The sequence below is a fragment of the Providencia sp. PROV223 genome (genome assembly GCF_028479245.1).
Lineage (GTDB): Bacteria > Pseudomonadota > Gammaproteobacteria > Enterobacterales > Enterobacteriaceae > Providencia > Providencia rettgeri.
The window spans coordinates 227544-246961 of the sequence record NZ_JAMPNG010000003.1 but is presented as its reverse complement, the minus strand read 5'-3'; the positions used below and the strand labels follow the sequence as shown (position 1 = coordinate 246961).

At 43.4% G+C, this 19418-nt stretch carries 17 protein-coding genes; 5 read left to right on the top strand and 12 right to left on the bottom strand.

Annotated features, from left to right (window positions below; translation table 11 throughout):
* Nucleotides 1-99 precede the first annotated feature (99 nt).
* Both PR767_RS06080 and copA read right to left on the bottom strand, forming a co-directional pair.
* Complete coding sequence (locus PR767_RS06080) at nucleotides 100-681, bottom strand: HdeD family acid-resistance protein (protein WP_004913580.1); 582 nt, start codon at nucleotides 679-681, stop codon at nucleotides 100-102.
* 192 nt (nucleotides 682-873) lie between these two features.
* Nucleotides 874-3807 carry a copper-exporting P-type ATPase CopA gene (gene copA, locus PR767_RS06075; protein ID WP_272520015.1) on the bottom strand — a complete coding sequence of 978 codons (2934 nt, stop codon included), beginning with the start codon at nucleotides 3805-3807 and terminating at the stop codon, nucleotides 874-876.
* Nucleotides 3808-3926: 119 nt separating this feature from the next.
* Here copA and cueR point away from each other — a divergent pair, with 119 nt between their 5' ends.
* Nucleotides 3927-4337 (top strand): Cu(I)-responsive transcriptional regulator, encoded by a 411-nt coding sequence (gene cueR, locus PR767_RS06070; protein WP_004913575.1) that lies wholly within the window; start codon nucleotides 3927-3929, stop codon nucleotides 4335-4337.
* Here the strand turns inward: cueR and PR767_RS06065 are convergent.
* The 5 genes from PR767_RS06065 to tesA form a co-directional block, all read right to left on the bottom strand.
* Complete coding sequence (locus PR767_RS06065; RefSeq protein WP_004913573.1) at nucleotides 4291-4770, bottom strand: NfeD family protein; 480 nt, start codon at nucleotides 4768-4770, stop codon at nucleotides 4291-4293. The genes cueR and PR767_RS06065 overlap by 47 nt on opposite strands.
* A complete protein-coding gene (locus tag PR767_RS06060; RefSeq protein ID WP_109912071.1) occupies nucleotides 4767-5711 on the bottom strand; it encodes an SPFH domain-containing protein in 945 nt (314 codons plus the stop codon). Before PR767_RS06060 ends, PR767_RS06065 begins: the two co-directional genes overlap by 4 nt.
* 13 nt (nucleotides 5712-5724) lie before the next feature.
* Nucleotides 5725-6582 (bottom strand): co-chaperone YbbN, encoded by an 858-nt coding sequence (locus PR767_RS06055; protein ID WP_004913567.1) that lies wholly within the window; start codon nucleotides 6580-6582, stop codon nucleotides 5725-5727.
* Between the two features lie 75 nt (nucleotides 6583-6657).
* Nucleotides 6658-7461 (bottom strand): SDR family oxidoreductase, encoded by an 804-nt coding sequence (locus tag PR767_RS06050; protein WP_109912072.1) that lies wholly within the window; start codon nucleotides 7459-7461, stop codon nucleotides 6658-6660.
* 78 nt (nucleotides 7462-7539) lie between these two features.
* On the bottom strand, nucleotides 7540-8181 hold the full coding sequence (gene tesA / locus PR767_RS06045) for a multifunctional acyl-CoA thioesterase I/protease I/lysophospholipase L1 (protein ID WP_042851644.1): 642 nt from the start codon (nucleotides 8179-8181) through the stop codon (nucleotides 7540-7542).
* Here tesA and ybbA point away from each other — a divergent pair.
* From ybbA to PR767_RS06030, 3 genes are all read left to right on the top strand, one after another.
* The gene (gene ybbA / locus PR767_RS06040) at nucleotides 8149-8835 is read left to right on the top strand and encodes a putative ABC transporter ATP-binding protein YbbA (RefSeq protein ID WP_004913560.1); all 687 of its coding nucleotides are present in this window, start codon (nucleotides 8149-8151) and stop codon (nucleotides 8833-8835) included. The two genes, tesA and ybbA, sit on opposite strands and share 33 nt — an antisense overlap.
* On the top strand, nucleotides 8832-11279 hold the full coding sequence (gene ybbP, locus PR767_RS06035; RefSeq protein WP_272520014.1) for a putative ABC transporter permease subunit YbbP: 2448 nt from the start codon (nucleotides 8832-8834) through the stop codon (nucleotides 11277-11279). The genes ybbA and ybbP overlap by 4 nt, the downstream gene beginning before the upstream one ends.
* 411 nt (nucleotides 11280-11690) lie before the next feature.
* Nucleotides 11691-13061 (top strand): esterase-like activity of phytase family protein, encoded by a 1371-nt coding sequence (locus tag PR767_RS06030; protein WP_272520013.1) that lies wholly within the window; start codon nucleotides 11691-11693, stop codon nucleotides 13059-13061.
* A gap of 127 nt (nucleotides 13062-13188) precedes the next feature.
* Here the strand turns inward: PR767_RS06030 and PR767_RS06025 are convergent, their stop codons facing one another.
* The 5 genes from PR767_RS06025 to ppiB all read right to left on the bottom strand — a co-directional run bounded on the left by PR767_RS06025 (nucleotide 13189) and on the right by ppiB (nucleotide 17528).
* Nucleotides 13189-14427 (bottom strand): MFS transporter, encoded by a 1239-nt coding sequence (locus tag PR767_RS06025; protein ID WP_004913552.1) that lies wholly within the window; start codon nucleotides 14425-14427, stop codon nucleotides 13189-13191.
* A gap of 116 nt (nucleotides 14428-14543) precedes the next feature.
* Entirely contained in the window at nucleotides 14544-15626 is a 1083-nt protein-coding gene (gene purK, locus PR767_RS06020) for a 5-(carboxyamino)imidazole ribonucleotide synthase (protein ID WP_109912076.1), read from the bottom strand.
* Entirely contained in the window at nucleotides 15626-16141 is a 516-nt protein-coding gene (purE, locus tag PR767_RS06015) for a 5-(carboxyamino)imidazole ribonucleotide mutase (protein WP_004913545.1), read from the bottom strand. Before purE ends, purK begins: the two co-directional genes overlap by 1 nt.
* Before the next feature lie 157 nt (nucleotides 16142-16298).
* Nucleotides 16299-17024 (bottom strand): UDP-2,3-diacylglucosamine diphosphatase, encoded by a 726-nt coding sequence (lpxH, locus tag PR767_RS06010; protein ID WP_110732201.1) that lies wholly within the window; start codon nucleotides 17022-17024, stop codon nucleotides 16299-16301.
* A 9-nt stretch (nucleotides 17025-17033) separates the two neighbouring features.
* Nucleotides 17034-17528 (bottom strand): peptidylprolyl isomerase B, encoded by a 495-nt coding sequence (gene ppiB, locus PR767_RS06005; RefSeq protein WP_004913539.1) that lies wholly within the window; start codon nucleotides 17526-17528, stop codon nucleotides 17034-17036.
* 267 nt (nucleotides 17529-17795) lie between these two features.
* Between ppiB and cysS the strand changes: the two genes are divergently transcribed.
* Nucleotides 17796-19184: a cysteine--tRNA ligase gene (gene cysS, locus PR767_RS06000; protein ID WP_109912078.1), complete on the top strand. Its 1389-nt coding sequence runs from the start codon at nucleotides 17796-17798 to the stop codon at nucleotides 19182-19184.
* The last annotated feature ends 234 nt before the right edge of the window (nucleotides 19185-19418 follow it).

Sequence of the window (19418 nt, the reverse complement as noted above, 5' to 3'; positions counted from 1 at the left end):
GCGAATGCTCATCGTCGATTACGCATTTTTTAGCCGATTGGTGTCATCGTGGAGGTGAAATAATGTAAAAAAATGCCCCTATTAAGGGGCATGATAGGATTAATTATTTTTACTAATACCTTTAAATACACTGAGCAACGTGAATAAACTAAAGGAACTAAACACCATTTCGATGCCAATTAGGGTTGTCAGTAAAGTAATTGATGTAATTGGGCCATTACCGATGAGTAAATAAGCAATGAAGAAATCTAACAGCCCGATGATGATTTGTAACCAGCCGCCGGCTGAGCTAATTTGTTGGAAGCCGACATATAACCGAATAACCCCACCGATGATAAATAAAGCCGCCACTAAAATAGCCAACGCGACTAGGCTCTGCAACGGGTCTTTAATGAAAGAGTAGCCGACAATAATATAAATAAGACCAATGATAAAACCAAACAGTCGGGACCAACCGGTATAGATCACGGTACTTAGAATGCTCACAATCGCGCCAACGCCACCAATAATCAGGAGCACACCCAGTACGGTACTGACAGCGATACCCGATATCATTGGGTTGATGATACAAAAAATTCCGCCCGCTAATAATAAAATGGATAATATCACCAAAAATGTACGTTGTTTTTTAAACTCTTCACCCGCAAGTTTGGCAAGTTTTTCACGATCAATATTAAGCATTTTGCTCTCCAAATATGAAATAACTAACTATTTACTAGTATAGACTTAGCTTGATATTAATGACATATAAGATAATACAATTTTTACTTAGTATTAGTATGAAAATGAAGTGTTGTAGAGAGAAGGTTTAGAGATGAACAATATCAATCATTAAAAAGTGGGAAGAACATCAGTTCCTCCCACTTTAAGCTATTATTTTTCAGGTTTAAAGCGTAGTAAACGGTTTGCGTTACTGACTACTGTAATCGATGATAATGCCATTGCTGCACCTGCAACGACAGGGTTTAGTAATGTTCCCGTTATTGGGTACAAAATACCAGCGGCAATCGGGATACCTAACGTATTATAAATAAAGGCACCAAATAGGTTTTGCTTCATATTACGCAGTGTTCCTTTTGAAATAGACACCGCATCGGCAACACCATGTAAGCTTTGGCGCATTAGGGTAATGGATGCAGTTTCAATCGCGATATCACTGCCGCCACCCATCGCAATACCAACGTCAGCTCGGGCTAGAGCAGGGGCATCATTGATGCCATCACCCACCATTGCAACTTTGTGCCCTTTGGCTTGCAAGGCTTCAATTGCGGCGGATTTACCGTCTGGCATAACGCCTGCAATCACTTCATCAATACCCGCTTCTTTGGCTATCGCGTTAGCTGTTACTGGGTTATCCCCGGTTAACATGACTAAACTGAAACCTTGTTTGTGCAACCGCGCCAGCGCACTTATGCTGTCTTCACGTAATGGGTCACGGATAGATAACAGCGCGGCAACTTTACCATCAACAGCCAGTAAGACGGGAGTGACACCTTGAGTGGCTTGTTGGTGTAGTGTTTCTTCAATATCACGGGTATCAACATTATTTTGTGCTAACAGTTTTTGGTTACCTAATAAAATAGTTTTTCCATCAATTATTGCACTAATACCTAACCCTGCTAAGGTTCTAAACTGCTGATTAGCGGGCAGTGTTAAGCCTTTTGCGCGATTTAAAACAGCGCGAGCCAGTGGGTGATTAGAACCATTTTCTAATGAAGCGGCAAACTGTAAGGCGGTGTCTTGTTCGAACCCATTAAATACATGGATATCCGTAACTTGTGGCATACCTTCAGTCAATGTACCTGTTTTATCAAAGACAATGGTGTCTAACTCACTTGCTTGCTGTAATGCATCCGCATCACGCACTAATACGCCAAACTCAGCCGCTCGGCCCACGCCAGAAATAATCGACATTGGCGTTGCAAGGCCTAGCGCACAAGGACACGCAATGATTAATACCGTTGTGGTAATAACGAGTGCGTAAGTAATTTGTGGTGCAGGCCCAATAAAGAACCAAATTGCACCTGAAATTAAGGCAATAGCCACAACGACCGGTACAAACACAGCAGAAATACGGTCAGCAAGCTGGCCAATTTGTGGTTTACTACTTTGTGCTTGGCGAACAAGGTGAATAATGCGCGCTAAAGTCGTTTGGCTGCCGACAGCAGCGGCACGAAATAGTACGGTACCATCTTGTACAACAGTTCCCGCATGGACTTGATCCCCTTTGCTTTTTTGCTGAGGGATCGGTTCACCCGTTAGCATGGCTTCGTCTAACCAAACCTCGCCTTCGATAATTTCACCATCAACAGGGACACGGTCACCCGTTGCTAAGCGTAAAACCATTCCTTTTTTGACTTGCTCCAGCGGCATATCCACTTCACCTTGTTCTGTGACAACACGGGCCGTTGGCGGCGTCAGGTCTAGCAAGCGTTCAAGGGCTTTGGATGAGCGTTGGCGAGCTCGTTGTTCTAAGGCATGACCTAGGTTAATAAGACCGATGATCATGGCACTGGCTTCATAATAAAGGTGTCTGGCTTGGTCTGGGAACCATTCAGGCCAAATATTGACTACAATAGAATAGAGCCAAGCCGCCCCTGTTCCTAGCGCGACTAAGGTGTCCATGGTCGCACTGCCATTTTTTAGGCTTTGCCATGCATTTCGATAAAAGTGCCCACCTGCAAATACCATGACCGCAAGGGTTAATACACCAATGGTGAGCCAAATGGTATGGTTTTGCTCAGTCAGCACCATGTTATCGCCCATCATCCCCCACACCATCACAGGGATACCAAGGGCAAGTGCTAATGCTGATTGCCAGCGGAAGCGGCGCATATTGGCTTGCGCGACCTCCTGTTGGCGCTCTCGGCGTTTAGCTTCATCTTGAATGATTTCCGCGCCATAACCTGCTTTAACAACCGCGGCGATTAAATCATTCGGCTCAGCAGTTCCGGTGACTAAAGCACTGCGCTCAGCTAAGTTGACACGTGCATTTTCAACGCCTGGTACGCTATTTAAGGCTTTTTGGACTTTGTTGACACAACTGGCACAGGTCATGCCATCAAGCAGTAACTGCACACTGTCATCCATTGGGCTAATTTCAGGTTGTTCACCTAAATCAGACTCTTGTGCCGGGATCTCACAGATTGCCGCTGAATCAGCTTCCGGCTGTTCAGTTGTGGTACTCAGCGGCTCAGTTTTTGGGTGAGATTCACCCACAGTTGCTTGGTAGCCAGCGGCTTGAACCGCAGCAATTAGGGATTCTGCGGATGCCGTACCTTGGACAACAGCGGTTTGGGTATCGACAGTTGCACTTTCAACACCATCAACTGCTTCTAGCGCTTGCTGTGTTTTAGCGGCACATTTCATGCAACTTAGACCCGAAAGGGCTAAAGTGATCGCTTTTGTTTGAGCTAGTTCTGCGTTGTAACCCGCTTGTTGAACAGCGGCGATTAACGCTTGTGCATCAGCAGAGCCGTATACTTTGGCGCTGGTGGTATCGACAACGGCAGCTGCAACGCCATCAACCTCTTCGAGTGCTTTTTGTGTTTTACCCGCACATTTCATACAATTGAGGCCAGAAAGCTGTAACTCGATATCAGGGGTTGTAGCCACTTCAGCTTCATAACCTGCGTCAACGATGGTTTTAATTAAGTCAGCCACATTGGCATCACTTTCCATTACGGCATAATCGATAGTGACTTTTAAGTTAGTGACATCACCGCGCCCTTCGAGCGCTTTAGTGACTGAGCCGACACAGTGCATGCAGCTTAGCCCCTGTAATTTTAAAATAATCATGTTACTCATTTTGCAGCCTCCAAAACCCGTTTGATGTATTGGGTCTATAACTTTATCTACAATTAGGTCTATAATTCGACAATGAACAAAGGTTACACCTTCCAGCAAGGTTAAGGTCAAGAGGAATTATGAATATTAGTGAAATTGCCAAAAAAACGGGGCTAACTGCAAAAGCTATTCGTTTTTATGAAGACAAAGGGCTAATTACACCACCTGAAAGAGGGGAAAATAGCTACCGTTATTATCAGGAGTGCCATCTAAACGAACTCGTGTTGCTAAAACAGGCAAAAGATGTGGGTTTTACCTTGGATGAATGTGGCGAACTATTAGGTTTATTTCGCAACCCAACCCGACATAGTGCTGATGTAAAGACGACAACGATAGCTAAGATAAATGAAATAGAGCAGACAATCGTTAAATTGTCTGCCATTCGAGATACATTACAAGAGCTCGTGGACGTATGCCCTGGGGATGATGGCGCAGATTGCCCGATTATTGACCACTTGGCACGTGGGTGTTGTCATCATGAGAAGGTTTAACCTGCAAGGTGATACCGTCTACTGCGATGACCACCACTTCTGTGTTGGCGCTTAATGGCGTGTCGCTATACACGCGCCAACTACCATCTGCAAGGCGTACTCGGCTAAAGCCTTCTTCGGTATCTGACAACAAACGGCCTTTCACACCAATCAGTTGATGACTGATTTGATTGACGTTATCTGCCTTATTTTTTTGCTTGTTCCTCAACCAGTTGCGCCATAACACAGCAGAGACAACGGTAAAAATGGCAAACAAGATCCCTTGCCACTCCCAACCGATGAATGGCAGAGCCCAAACGATAACCCCAACAAGCACCGCAGCAATACCCGACCATAAAAGATAGCCTGCGGTACCAAGAAGTTCACCAATCAGCAATAGCCCACCAAGACACAGCCAAAACCATGCGGGTTGAGCACTGATAAGCTCTATCATTCTTTTACCTGTTTTTTTATGGCACCGGTTTTCTTGCTTTCACCGATTAGCTCAGTAATTCCACCAATTGCGCCCATTAAGTTACTGGCTTCTAATGGCATCATGATGACTTTGCTGTTTTCGGCAGAACCAATACTGGTCAGTGCATCGGTGTATTTTTGCGCCACAAAGTAGTTAATCGCCTGCATATCACCAGCGGCAATCGCTTCAGATACCATTTGTGTTGCTTTTGCTTCCGCTTCCGCAGCTCTTTCGCGTGCTTCGGCTTGTAAAAATGCGGATTGGCGTTCACCTTCAGCTTTGAGAATTTGTGACTGTTTTTCACCTTCAGCTTTTAAAATTGCTGCTTGGCGGATACCTTCAGCCTCAAGAATATCAGCCCGTTTGGTACGTTCAGCTTTCATCTGCGCATTCATCGCACTAATTAATTCTTTTGGTGGCTTCACATCACGAATTTCGATACGGGTAATTTTGACACCCCAAGGGTTAGTTGCCTCATCCACCACGTGTAATAAACGGCTATTAATGGAATCACGTTGCGACAACATTTCGTCTAGTTCCATGGAACCTAATACGGTACGAATATTCGTCATGGTTAAATTTAGTACGGAAAGCTCAAGGTTGCTGACTTCATAGGCCGCACGTACTGGGTCAACGACTTGAATAAAGCAGACCGCATCAATAGTGACGTTGGCATTATCGCGAGAAATAACTTCTTGGGATGGGATATCAAGGACTTGTTCCATCATATTGATACGACGGCCAATTTTGTCCATAAATGGCACAATAATATGCAAGCCTGGTTGTAACGTACGGGTATAGCGACCGAAGCGCTCAACTGTCCATTGAAAGCCTTGCGGTACTGTTTTAACACAGGTAAAAACAATAACGACAGCGACAAAAATGATAATCGGTATTGCACCAAAGGCGAACAAGTCCATATTTAACCCTTAATTAGTAAAGTAATGAATATACTTGGCGACGGTATTTACTGGCAATGGCATCACCGGTTCCCATGGCAGACATAATGTCCATCATAGTTTTTCTCACTGCGCCGTCACCTGCACCCAAGTCGGTACGTAAAAAGCCGAATAACATTTCCAGCGCTTCTTCGTTGCGGTTCACTTCATGCAGTTTTAGGGCTAATTGAACAGCTAACGTTGTATTTTGCGGATCTTGATTGAATTCATCTTGCAATTGCTGAATTTCAGGGGTGTCCGCAGCTTGTTTTAATAATTCAATTTGTGCGATTAAACCTTGGTAGCGGCTGTCTTTATCCTGTAATGGGACTGCTTCTAAGGTAGCTTGTGCGTCATCAACAAGATTTAAACCGATTTGGGTTTCTGCCAACAATAATGTGATTTCGCTATTTTTTGGGTTCAGCTGATGCGCTTCTTTTAACAATGGTAGCGCTTCTTGTGTTTTACCTTCTGCTATTAATTCAGCGGCTTGTGCTGCTTTCATTTCTTCTGGGCTTGGCAGCACGCGAGATAAAATTTCCAGTACGACCTCTTCGGGTTGTGGCCCTTCAAAGCCATCAACAGGACGACCATTTTGCAACACATACAGGGTAGGGATCGCTTTTAAGCCAAACTGACTGGCGATCATTTGTTCTTCATCACAATTAACTTTAGCTAAAATAAATGACCCTGCGTAGTCGTTGGCAATTTTTTCCAACATAGTACCGAAATCTTGGCAATGAGGGCTACGCGGTGACCAAAAGTAAAACATGACAGGTAAGTTCATTGATTGTTCAATGACTTGGTGTAGGTTGGTTTCGTTAATATCAATTATCTGAGCGTTAGCAAACATAAGAAGTCTCTTTTGAATTTGTTATCAATAGAATTTTTGGGCGATGGTAATAAAATGGGGCTGATTTTGCTTTTTTCAAGCTTTTTCCCCCTGATTTGCCAGTATTTTATCCATTATTTTGTCAGGTAAAATACGCTTTAAGATACGCACAGCGACAGTTAATAACGTGACAGAATAGCGTACTTTTGGGCGCGGGCTTTCTAACGCATGGATCAATTTTTCTACCACATGTTCCGGTGTTAAGGTAAAACGTGAGGCAATACCTGGGTTTTTAACAGGCTTATCTTTTTGAGTTTGTTCAACATTTTGAGTAAATGCTGTATGAATAGGGCCGGGCTCAATTAAGCTTACTTTTACCCCCGTTCCTGCCAACTCTAGGCGTAAGGCATCAGACCATGCTTCCAGTGCGTATTTACTGGCTGCATAAGCGCCACGGCCGGGGGTTGAAATCACCCCCATTACCGAACTGGTTTGGATAATTCGGCCTTCATGGTGCGCGCTCATGGCGGGTAATAGCAAAAAAGTTAACTGGTGAACACCAAAAAAATTAGTGGAAAATTGTGCTTCGAGTTGCTCGCGGCTGACGCTATTTAATGGCCCATACACCCCAAAACCGGCGTTGTTGAATAACCCGTAAAGGCGATGATTACAGAGTGTTAGCACCGTTTGAGCCGCTGTTTCTATGCTATCTTTATCATCGAGGTCAAGGGAGACGGTGTCATAACCCTGTTCTTTCAGGCGCAAAATATCACTTTCTTTACGGCAGGCAACAATAACATGGTAGCCACGCTGGCGAAGTGTTTGTGCAGCACAAAAGCCAATACCGCTTGAAGCACCTGTGACTAGGACTGATTTTTTGTTTCGTGCTGATGTTTGCATAACTTTACCTTGGTTTCATGCAACTGAATCTATTTCGGGTATAAAAGAGCGTTTTAATCCCCTTGTTTAACGTCTGTTTTATTGACTAGACGGTAAAATATGTTCAGAAAGTTGTTTTTCCATAAAATCAGCAATGGATGGCTGGGCTTCAACCGTCGGGTGAATACCGTCTTGTTGTATCCATTCAGGCTTAGTTATCACGGTTTCCATATAAAATGGCAGTAATGGAATTTGATTACTTTGCGCCAATTTCGGATAGACTTTTTCGAAACTTGTCGTATAACGTTTTCCATAGTTAGGTGGAATACGAATTTGCATTAAGAGCGGTTTCGCACCGGATTGCACGATTTGCTTAATAATCTGTTGTAAATTAGCTTCAAGTTGTTCTACTGGGAGACCTTGTAAGCCGTCATTTGCACCTAACTCAATCAATACCCAGTTAGGTTTGTTTTGTTCGAGTAACATGGAAAGGCGTTCTAACCCCTGCGCAGAGGTATTCCCACTAATACTACCGTTAATAATAGCAACGGGTGGGGAAAGTTTCTGCCAACGTTCGGCAAGCAAAGAGGCCCAAGCCTGCTCAGCCGGTAGACGGTAGCCTGCACTTAGGCTATCACCTAAGATTAATAGCTTAGTTGACGCAAGTGCGTGCCCACTTGCAGTCAGTAACAGGAGAAATACCAATATATGTCGGCGAATAATATTCTTGAAGTTCATCATCTCATTAAACGTGTTGGCCAAGGTGAACATGAACTGACTATATTGCAAGGTGTTGAGCTAATTGTCGAGTCCGGGCAAACAATTGCTTTAATTGGGGAGTCTGGTTCGGGGAAATCAACCTTGTTAGGGATTATCGCGGGGTTGGATGACGGCTCCAGTGGAACGGTTAATTTATTAGGCCAAGACCTCACTAAAATGGATGAAGAGCAACGGGCACGTTTACGGGCACAAAGTGTCGGTTTTGTGTTCCAATCTTTTATGTTAATCCCAACCTTAAATGCCATTGAAAATGTGCAACTTCCTTCTTTGCTACGTGGCGAATCTGAGTCTGAAAGTTATCAACACGCGGCGAGTTTACTGACTGATTTAGGCTTAAAAGATCGCTTAAAACACATGCCACCACAGTTGTCAGGGGGGGAACAACAACGCGTTGCACTTGCTCGAGCTTTTAATGGCCGCCCTCAGATTTTATTTGCTGATGAACCAACGGGTAACCTCGATCGTCATACAGGGGATAAAATTGCAGATTTATTATTTGCGATGAACAAAGAGCATGGAACAACCTTGATTTTGGTTACTCACGATAACGAGCTAGCTGCGCGTTGCCAACGTCGTTTGCGTTTGGTTGATGGGCAGTTGAGGGAAGAAGCATGATTTGGCGTTGGTTTTGGCGTGAATGGAAAACACCCTCGTTATTGATTGTTTGGCTTGCGCTTACTCTTGCAGTTGCCTGTGTATTGGCTTTAGGGCGAATTAGCGATCGCATTGAAAATAGCATGAGCTACCAAAGCCGTGAGTTGTTAGCGGGGGATTTAGTTTTACGCTCTTCTCATCCAAGCGACCCTATATGGTTACAAGAAGCCCAAAAAGAGGGCTTAGCGCTCAGCCAACAAATATCATTTTCTACCATGGCTTATGCGACAGAAGATGAAGACGCTCGGCCACAATTGGTGTTAGTGAAAGCTGCAGATAAGGCATATCCATTATATGGCGAGCTTATCACTGAACCCGCTGGGTTAAGCCCGACAAAAGGGGAAATATTAGTCGCTCCGCGGCTATTAGAATTATTGAACCTCAATGTAGGGGATAACATTGATATCGGAGATGCAACGCTAAAAGTCTCGGGTAAATTAATCCAAGAGCCCGACAGCGGATTTAACCCGTTCCAGATTGCTCCAAGAGTATTAATAGCGATTGAAGATGCGCCACTAACGGGGGCTATTCAAGTAGGCAGCCGATTAACGTATCGCGACATGTTTGCCGGTGATCGTCAGCTGATTGATGCATTTCAACAAAAATATGAGCAAGATCTGCGAAATGATCAACGTTGGTATACATTAAGCGAAGATAACGGCGCAGTAGGGAAAACGTTTCAACGTGCTCAACAATTTTTATTGCTATCAGTGTTATTAACACTGTTGCTAGCCATTGCTGCGGTCGTGGTTTCAATGACGCATTATTGCCGCAGCCGTCATCAACTAATCGCAGTATTAAAAACTCTAGGAGCAGGGCGTAGCGCATTACGTCAGTGGATTATTGGGCAGTGGTTAGTGATTTTAATCGCTGCGGCTTTACTCGGCTCATTATTAGGTTTGGCTTTTGAAGGCATTTTAATGCAAATCTTAGGGGCTATGTTGCCGAAGGAATTGCCACCTGCGAGTTTAATGCCTTGGGTTTGGGCAATCGGTACATTATTCATTATTGCTATTATTGTTGGCAGTCGCCCTTATTACCAACTGATGGCAACCCAGCCTTCAAGGGTATTACGTGAAGATGCCAAATCACCCGTTTGGCCGCTGTATTATTATCTGCCAATTGTTATTTTAATTGTGGTTGGTGGGTTATTTATTTTTGCTGGCGTAAACCCTCTGTTATGGTCAATTTTAGCGGGTATTGTCGTGGTGGCCATTCTACTTGCGCTGATTGGTTGGGTAGGCTTATGGGGGCTACGTCATATTAAGTTTCGTCAATTAAGTTTGCGTTTATCCGTTAGTCGCCTATTGCGCCAGCCGTTACAAACCATCACACAAATGAGTGCATTTTCGCTATCATTTATGTTATTGGCGCTGCTAATTTTAGTACGTGGTGATTTGCTTGATCGCTGGCAGCAACAGTTACCCGCAGATAGCCCGAACTATTTCTTAATTAATATGAACCAGTCACAGCTTGAACCTGTTACCAAGTTATTGGCTGAGTTTGATGTCAAGCCAACAGAGTTCAACCCTGTGGTGTTAGCGCGCTTAACCGATATTAATGACCAGTCAGCGATTGAATGGGCAGATCAACGTGATCCAAATAATAATACGGTGCGACGTGAATTGAGCTTAACTTGGCAATCTGATTTAGCGCCAGCTAATGTGGTTGACGAAGGGACATGGCCACCGAAAGCGGGAGAAGTTTCGATCGAACAAACGGTTGTCAAAGAGCTCGGATTGAAATTAGGCGATAAACTAACATTTAACGCAGGGGCTCAGGTCTTTAGTGCAACAGTCAGTAGTATTCGTACGGTTGATTGGGAGAGCCTGCGACCGAACTTCTATTTTATTTTCTCTGAAGAAAGTCTTTCTCAAATGCCGGCCACCTGGCTGAGCAGCTTCCACTATGACGGTGATGGGCAGCTATTGACGCAACTTAGCCGTCATTACCCGACAATTAATGTGCTCGATACTGGCGCAATTATTACCCAAATTCAGCAAATTCTTCAGCAAGTTAGCCAAGCTCTTGAAGTTATGGTGGTACTGGTTATTTTCTGTGGGTTATTGCTATTATTGGCTCAAATTCAAGTGGGGATGAGCCAGCGAGAGCGGGAGCTTGTGGTATATCGAACATTAGGCGCTAGCAAAAAATTAATGCGTAGAACGCTATGGAGCGAATTTGCATTACTTGGCTTAATGGCTGGGCTTGCCGCAGCTTTTGGAGCAGAAATTGCATTGTGGCTGTTGCAAAGTAAAGTGTTTGATTTCCCATGGCAACCTGAATGGCGTATGTGGGTATTATTGCCTTTGTGCGCGGCAATTTTATTGTCTATTTGCGGTGGGTGGTTAGGACTGCGTTTATTAGGGACGGGTAATCAGCACCGTCGTTTACCTAATAGTTAAATACTCGTCATACTTCGAGTTGCAGCGTTGTTGACTGCGTTCAGATAGACGGATCATAGACTTATGTATGCACATCGGTCTATCTTCGCTTGTCGCCTAGCTGTAACTCGAATTATTTAGAGTATATACTCGTTATATTTCAAGCCGTATGGGTGTTGACTGCGTTCAGATAGCCGGATCATAGACTTTTGTATGCTCATCGGTCTATCTTCACTTGTCGCCTAGCTGCAACTCGAATTATTTAGAGTATGTGGTATTAGGGGAATACCTTGATACCCCTATTTATTGAATATTCTAAAAACAACCTGTTTTTCAGTAAAATAACTGTCTCCAATCCTTCATAAAAGCTTCATTCATCAACGTTATGATTCCGCCATCAATTATTGATAGCCTTAAAATGGAAACATAACAATGCAGAATAACTATTCTATTAAACGTAAACTGGGCTCGTTATCTTTATTGGCTAGTTTAATTTCATTTAGCATCACTGGGTTTGCTCAACAAGAAGTGCCAGCTACATTAGCGGGTCACTCCATTCTTCCGGTTAATTCCACTGTCGCTACACCTGAAAATGCACCTTCAGACATGCAAGTGAGTGGTAAATTTACCACAGGCGCTCGTGTAGATAGTTTAGGGAAAGTGGAAGGTAAATCTGCAGATCGCCCAACGGGAATGCACATTCCAATTAAAGGCCAACCACGTCAAGGGCACTCGGGTATCAAACGCATGGCGGATGGTACTTACTGGGTTTTAACTGATAATGGATTTGGCAACAAAGTAAACTCTCCTGACTCTATGTTGTATGTCACTCAATATGACATTGATTTTCAAACGGGTAATACGACACCATTAAAAACGGTTTTCTTCCATGATCCCGATAAAATTATCCCTTTTCATATTACGAATGAAAGTACTAAAGAACGCTATTTAACAGGCAGTGATTTTGATCCTGAAAGCTTTCAATTTGCGGATGGTGCTTTATGGGTTGGTGATGAGTTTGGTCCTTACTTAATCAAAATGGATTTGGATGGTAAGGTATTAGCCTTATTTGAAACGCAAGTAGATGGAAAGAAAGTCGTTTCTCCTGACCACTACCAAATCACCACACCAGGTAAACCCACAGATAAAGTCACTTTCCAAGTCAACCGTTCGAAAGGTTTTGAAGGTATGGCATCATCGCCAGACGGTTCTAAGCTCTATCCAATGCTAGAAGGGGCGATTTGGCTTGATGACAAACAAGATTATGAAAATGTTGATGGCAAACATGCAGCACGTATTCTTGAATTTGATGTAAAAAAACAAGATTGGACTGGCAGAAGTTGGTTATATGTCTTTGAAGATAACCAAAACGCCATTGGTGATTTTAATCTTATTGATGATACTCACGGCCTAATCATTGAGCGTGATAATGGTGAAGGTACAGCAGATAAAGCCTGCACGGCGGGAAGCAGTAATACTGAAAATTGTTTTAGTAATTTAGCTAAATTCAAGCGTGTTTATCGTATTGAATTTTCAGATAACAATATAGGCAAACCAGTAAATAAGCAGGCTTATATTGATTTAATGAATATCAAAGACCCGAACAATATGGCAAGAAAACCCTTAAATGACGGGGTGTTTACCTTCCCATTCTTTACCATAGAGAACGTTGATGTAGTTGATAGTGAACACATTATTGTTGGCAATGATAATAACTACCCGTTCTCATCCAGTCGTGAACCAAATAAAGCGGATGATAACGAATTTATCTTATTAAAAGCTCCTGAGCTGTTAAAACCGTAATTGATTTTGCGCCACATTTTGATTTTTCCGATGGCACAAATAAGCGGTATGTTTTGATCCAATATCTGGTCTTAAACTTGTTTTCCCTTTGGTTTTAATTTTTCCCGAGCTAAGCACTCGGGATTTTTTATTTGTGATTGAGTGCAGGGGGCTTCATCATCAAGGTAAGACCTAAAATCACGACAACAGGCGCAGCAATAATCAAAAATGCAGGGGTGAAACTCCCTGTGAAATCTTTTATTGCACCAGCAATAAAAGGCGCTAAACAAGCAACGGTTGAAATTAAATTCACCACAGAGAATAGTTCTAGGTATGGGCCTCGGCCAAAATAATTTGAAAGCAAAACACTTGATGCCAAAAAAGTCATGCCGTAGCCAATGCCAACGCATAACACAAACAAGATTAGCCATAGCCATGAGGTGGCAATACTGAGGAAGATAACACCTAATACCATGGTAATTAGGCTACCAATTAATAGTTTCTTTGGTTCTAGCCATTCCCCAGCGGCTCCACCAATAAGCCTTGAGAATGCATTAACAAATGCCATTGTGCTTAACAATGAAACCGCCACGGTCAAGCCAAAACCACGCTCTTCAATATGGGCAACAGCAAAGCTATTAACGGTAATACCACACCATAAAAATGAGGTATAAGTTGCAGCAATTAAGTAAAACTGCCATGTACGTAGTGCTCTGCCGACTGTCCATACTTCTGGAGTGCGATAAATGGGTTTACTCGCATCACTCACTTGTTTTTGCATCACTTTTTTTGCGTGTTCTTGTTCTTGTTTACCTTCACGCAGCATAAAAATAGTGATTAACGTGACAATGCTCAGATAAACGGCGCATAGAACCCAATGCATACGCCAAGAGCCTAACTGGTTTGAGGCGTAAAAGTAAATCCAAGGGCCTGCAACGCCTCCCAAACCCCCGATGGTGAAATATAACCCAAAGGCAAGGGATTGCTTTTCAAATAGCCGTGAAAGTACGTAAGTCCCAGGAACTGTGGCGAGTAAAGTGAAACCAATACCAATTAATGCGGTGCCTAAAAAATAGGTGCTGATGGCTTGCGTGGAATAAAGGCTATAAAAACCCGCAACAAAGACACTAGTACCTAGCAATAAAGTGGCCCGTACACCGACTTTACGGATCAGTAGAGAAGGGAGAAAACTCGCAAGCCCGCAAGTTAAGCCCAGTAGCGTAAAACCAAATCCAGCCTCACTCCAACTCCATTTGAGCTCACTTATCATCTCAGGCAAAACCACACCAAGAGATGTAAAGGTGGTTGCAGTGGCTAAAAAATAAACCAGCCCTAATAGAACAAGAATGCACCACTGATAAAACGGACTAAAAGGCTGCGAGGACATATTGACTCCAGTAATGCCGCACACCTTAAATCAGGATATTTGTTTTCTGGATGACGGCGTAAATAGCATAATGCCCGAAAATAGGTTCGGGCATCGAATAGGGCTATTTTCCCTATTTATTGGTGAGAGTACCAGTCTAATTTTGCATTTGCCCACTCAATGCCACTTTTGTACTCATTTGGTAAAAGTGGAACTAAAGCAGCAAGTGTTGCAGACAATTGATTGCAGTCGCGATGAGAAAGGTTTAAATGGCCCACTTTCCGAGCAGGGCGCACCTCTTTTTCATACCAGTGAAGGTGAACTAGGGGGAAATTTAACCAGTTTATATTTACATCCGTACCAATTAAATTGACCATAACAGCAGGGCTATACACTTCAGGTGATGGCATTGGCAGGTTTAAAATGGCACGTAGATGTAACTCAAATTGGCTAATGGATGCGCCATTTTGTGTCCAATGGCCGCTATTATGTACTCGAGGCGCAATTTCGTTAATCAGTAGGTTATTGCCCACGACAAAGCATTCCATTGCCATCACACCAATATAACCTAACTCATCCATGACCGCGCTGAGCATGGCTTGAGCTTGTTCCTGTTGCGGGTTAGTTGACTTAGGGAAGGCTACACTCGTTCGCAAAATACCTTCTTGGTGCAAATTATGAGTAATTGGGTAAAAAACGGATTTCCCCTCTGCATTTCGGGCCCCAATGACAGACACTTCCGCGTCAAAAGGGATGCCTTGTTCAACGATACATTCACCGTAAATTTCAGCGGGTAAGTCTTTTTCATCACCAGGGCGAACACGCCATTGACCACGCCCGTCGTAGCCGCCAGTTCTGCGTTTTACAATGAGGAAATCGCCTAAAGTTGCAAATAATTCAGGCCATTGTTCAGGGGATTCTAATAATGCCCAAGGTGCAGTGGAAAGTTGCAAACTATCAAATAAACTTTTTTGTGGGAACCTATCCGCTAAACGTGGAAAAATATCACGGTTAATAAAGGCATTATGGCGAGCTAATTCTTTTGTCAAAGGTGTTTCTGGCCAGCGTTCAATTTCAGCGGTGATGACGCTTTGCTGATAAGGAACGGCTTCCGGCTCTGCATCAAGCCCAACAGGAAAAACGGCGATACCTAATGGCTCACCCGCTTGACGCAGCATGCGACCTAGTTGGCCATTACCAAGCACACAAACGGGTTTCATTATGCTTCCCTCGGGTCTGGGTTGTTTAGCACATCATTGGTTTGTGCTTCACGCCACGCGGCAAGGCGGTTGAAAATAGCAGTATCACTTATTGCTAATACCTGAGCGGCTAACAGTGCTGCGTTTGCTGCACCTGCTTTACCGATTGCTAGTGTGCCGACAGGGATACCTTTAGGCATTTGAACGATGGAGTATAGGCTGTCGACACCACTGAGAGCAGCGCTTTGTACTGGTACACCAAAGACAGGTACTAAGGTTTTTGCAGCTAACATACCCGGTAGATGAGCGGCACCACCAGCGCCTGCAATAATCACATCAACCCCATTTTTTTTCGCATTTTCAGCAAAGGAAAATAATTTATCCGGGGTACGGTGCGCAGAGACGATTTCGACATGAAAAGGAATTTGGAGTTCATTTAATACATCAGCAGCGTGCTGCATTGTCGTCCAATCACTTTTCGAACCCATAACAATGGCGATTTTTGCCGCAGATTGAGCAGAAACTTGGGCAGTCATTTGGTGCTTTCCTGTAGTGAAAAAAACATGACCCTAAGATGGGGAAATTGAATTAAGGTGATCATATCACGGGAATGCAGTCAGGAAAACGTTTGCGTGATTAATAATTAAGCAAACGAGTCGTGTATGCGATGAGAAATTCTGGGGCTAATTAAAATTACTCGAATGGAAAGAAAATCAGTTCAATGCCTTGCTCGCTAATGACAAAAGCAGAACCTTCATAGTGCCATGCACCTAATACACCCCGATAATGCAATTCACCACCGATATTCACCTCATGAATAGCAGGGCGGTGAGTATGGCCATGGATCATCCATTGCGCTTGGTGCCTTTGTAATGCATCAATAACGGCTTGCGAATTGACGTCCATAATCGACTCGGCTTTCATGCTGCTTGCATATTGGCTATTTTGTCGCATTTTTTGCGCGATACGGCGACGCACAAAGAGGGGGAGTAGCAGAAACAGCCGTTGGACCCAAGGTGTGTGAACTTTTTTACGGTAGTTTTGATAGGCGGCATCGTCTATACATAATGTATCACCATGCAAAATTAAAATACGTTTACCATAAAGTTCGAGCAATGTTTCTTGCGGTAATAGGGTCATGCCACACTGTTTCGCATAGCGTTTACCGATTAAAAAATCCCGATTTCCATGAATGAAATAACAGGGTATTCCGCGATCTGTAAGCTGTTTTAGTTCGTTGGCAACTTGTTGATGTAGCGGGTTGTTGTCATCATCGCCCACCCAATAATTGAAAAAATCGCCGAGAATATACAGGCTTTCGGCATGGATGGCTTGCTGTTGAATAAAGTTGATAAAACCGGCGGTGATCGCCGGTTCATCTTCACTTAAATGCAAATCTGCAATGATGTAAGTGGACATGCGTCAGGTTTACTCGCTGACAGTCACTTTTTCAATGATAACGTCTTCACGTGGAACGTCTTGGTGGAAACCGCTACGGCCAGTTGAGACACCTTTGATTTTGTCAACAACGTCCATACCTTCAACCACTTCAGCAAATACACAGTAACCCCAGCCATCTGGACGTTCTGAACGGAAGTTTAAGAAGTCGTTGTCAGCAACGTTGATAAAGAACTGTGCTGTTGCTGAATGAGGGTCGTTAGTACGAGCCATTGCTAAGGTACCACGGCTGTTTTTTAAACCGTTGTTAGCTTCGTTTTTGATAGGTGCTTTAGTGTTTTTTTGTTCCATGCCTGGCTCAAAACCACCGCCTTGGATCATGAAACCATTAATAACACGATGGAAAATGGTATTATTGTAAAAACCTTCACGGCAGTAAGTTAAAAAGTTTTCGACTGTAACGGGGGCTTTATCGTCAAACGTTTTGATAACAATATCACCGTGATTGGTATGAAATGTAACCATAATAGCTATCCTGAATAATTGTTTTTTGTGCGCTAACTTGCGAAAGCGTTGAGATCAGCACGTTTATATCACAGATAAAACCTGACTTGAAGCGGAAGGAAGCTTAGCGGGTAGTTTATAGCATAATAGGTGTGTATTAAACCTAATGAATAAACTGAAAAGGAAGCGGGGTAAACCCTTGCATTCTTAAGGTGATCGGGGTTCAATAACATGATATTTTATCGGTAGAAATCGATAATCATTTTTCAAATAAATGGAAAAGTTCAGATGCTACAAATTTTTAATACACTAAGTCGTCAAAAAGAAGAGTTTAAGCCCATCCACGCAGGGAAGATTGGGATGTATGTGTGTGGCATCACTATCTACGACTTGTGTCATATCGGCCACGGCCGTACATTTGTGGCATTTGATGCAATTAGCCGCTATTTACGTTATTTGGGTTACGACTTAAATTATGTGCGCAACGTCACCGATATTGACGATAAAATCATTAAACGTGCAGCAGAAAATAATGAAAGCGTCGAAGAGCTAACAACACGTATGTTGGCTGAAATGCATAAAGATTTTGATGCATTGAATATTTTGCGCCCTGATAGCGAACCACGCGCAACGCGTCATATTGGTGAAATCATTGAATTAACCCAAAGCTTGATTGAGCGTGGACATGCTTATGTTGCTGCGAATGGCGATGTCATGTTTGAGGTGAAAACCGACCCAAATTATGGCCTGTTATCCCGTCAAGATTTAGAGCAGTTGCAAGCAGGTGCTCGCGTCGAAGTGGCTGATGTAAAGCGTAATCCAATGGACTTCGTCTTGTGGAAAATGTCTAAAGAAGGTGAACCAAGCTGGGAATCCCCATGGGGCTTAGGTCGTCCAGGTTGGCACATTGAATGTTCGGCAATGAACAGTAAAACATTAGGCAACCATTTTGATATTCACGGTGGCGGCTCAGATTTAATGTTTCCACACCATGAAAATGAAATCGCACAATCTACCTGTGCTCATGATGGCCCTTATGTGAATTACTGGATGCACTCCGGTATGGTCATGGTTGATAGAGAGAAAATGTCTAAGTCTCTCAATAATTTCTTCACTATTCGTGACGTACTTGAGTATTACGATGCAGAAACAGTGCGTTATTTTCTGTTATCAGGCCATTATCGTAGCCAACTTAACTACACAGAAGAAAACTTGAAACAGGCGCGCACTGCGCTTGAGCGTATGTATACGGCATTGCGCGGTACCGATAAATCGGCAGTTCCTGCTGGTGGTGATGAATTTAAAGCACGTTTCATTGAGGCGATGAATGACGACTTTAACACACCAGAAGCTTATTCCGTGTTGTTTGACATGGTACGTGAAGTTAACCGTCTGAAATCAGAAGATATATCAGCGGCCAATGCGATGGCGGCACAACTTCGTGAACTGGCTAGCGTTCTTGGTTTGTTAGAACAAGACCCAGAAAGTTTCTTAAAAGGCGGCGCACAGACTGAAGATGATGCAGAAGTGGCAAAAATCGAGGCATTAATTCAACAACGCCTAGATGCGCGTCAAAATAAAGATTGGGCGCAAGCAGATGCGGCTCGTGATGAGCTGACAGCTATGGGGGTTGTGCTTGAGGATGGGGCTACTGGTACTACGTGGCGTCGCAAATAATACGCGTCATATTTCGTGCTGTGGCGGTGTTGCCATCACTTGGCTACTTGGGTCACATACTTTTGTATGCTCCCCAAGTTATCCTTTCGAGTACTGATGGACTTAAAAAATTCTGCATATTTAAACGGTTATGTATTGATATCTAACCGTTTTTTATTTTTAGTGTGAAATAAAAGCCCCCCAGTTAAGGGGGGAATAAGACTACCAACAGGGACTAGGAATGGAACTTAAATC

Bases quoted from the DNA above. Each gene is read 5' to 3' on its own strand.
- PR767_RS06025 (WP_004913552.1), bottom strand. From the start codon at position 14,427: ATGTCCTCGCAGCCTTTTAGTCCGTTTTATCAGTGGTGCATTCTTGTT.
- PR767_RS06050 (WP_109912072.1), bottom strand. From the start codon at position 7,461: ATGCAAACATCAGCACGAAACAAAAAATCAGTCCTAGTCACAGGTGCT.
- PR767_RS06060 (WP_109912071.1), bottom strand. From the start codon at position 5,711: ATGGACTTGTTCGCCTTTGGTGCAATACCGATTATCATTTTTGTCGCT.
- lpxH (WP_110732201.1), bottom strand. From the start codon at position 17,024: ATGTCCACTTACATCATTGCAGATTTGCATTTAAGTGAAGATGAACCG.
- PR767_RS06055 (WP_004913567.1), bottom strand. From the start codon at position 6,582: ATGTTTGCTAACGCTCAGATAATTGATATTAACGAAACCAACCTACAC.
- purE (WP_004913545.1), bottom strand. From the start codon at position 16,141: ATGACTGCCCAAGTTTCTGCTCAATCTGCGGCAAAAATCGCCATTGTT.
- tesA (WP_042851644.1), bottom strand. From the start codon at position 8,181: ATGATGAACTTCAAGAATATTATTCGCCGACATATATTGGTATTTCTC.
- cysS (WP_109912078.1), top strand. From the start codon at position 17,796: ATGCTACAAATTTTTAATACACTAAGTCGTCAAAAAGAAGAGTTTAAG.
- copA (WP_272520015.1), bottom strand. From the start codon at position 3,807: ATGAGTAACATGATTATTTTAAAATTACAGGGGCTAAGCTGCATGCAC.
- ppiB (WP_004913539.1), bottom strand. From the start codon at position 17,528: ATGGTTACATTTCATACCAATCACGGTGATATTGTTATCAAAACGTTT.
- PR767_RS06065 (WP_004913573.1), bottom strand. From the start codon at position 4,770: ATGATAGAGCTTATCAGTGCTCAACCCGCATGGTTTTGGCTGTGTCTT.
- ybbP (WP_272520014.1), top strand. From the start codon at position 8,832: ATGATTTGGCGTTGGTTTTGGCGTGAATGGAAAACACCCTCGTTATTG.
- PR767_RS06030 (WP_272520013.1), top strand. From the start codon at position 11,691: ATGCAGAATAACTATTCTATTAAACGTAAACTGGGCTCGTTATCTTTA.
- purK (WP_109912076.1), bottom strand. From the start codon at position 15,626: ATGAAACCCGTTTGTGTGCTTGGTAATGGCCAACTAGGTCGCATGCTG.
- cueR (WP_004913575.1), top strand. From the start codon at position 3,927: ATGAATATTAGTGAAATTGCCAAAAAAACGGGGCTAACTGCAAAAGCT.
- PR767_RS06080 (WP_004913580.1), bottom strand. From the start codon at position 681: ATGCTTAATATTGATCGTGAAAAACTTGCCAAACTTGCGGGTGAAGAG.
- ybbA (WP_004913560.1), top strand. From the start codon at position 8,149: ATGTCGGCGAATAATATTCTTGAAGTTCATCATCTCATTAAACGTGTT.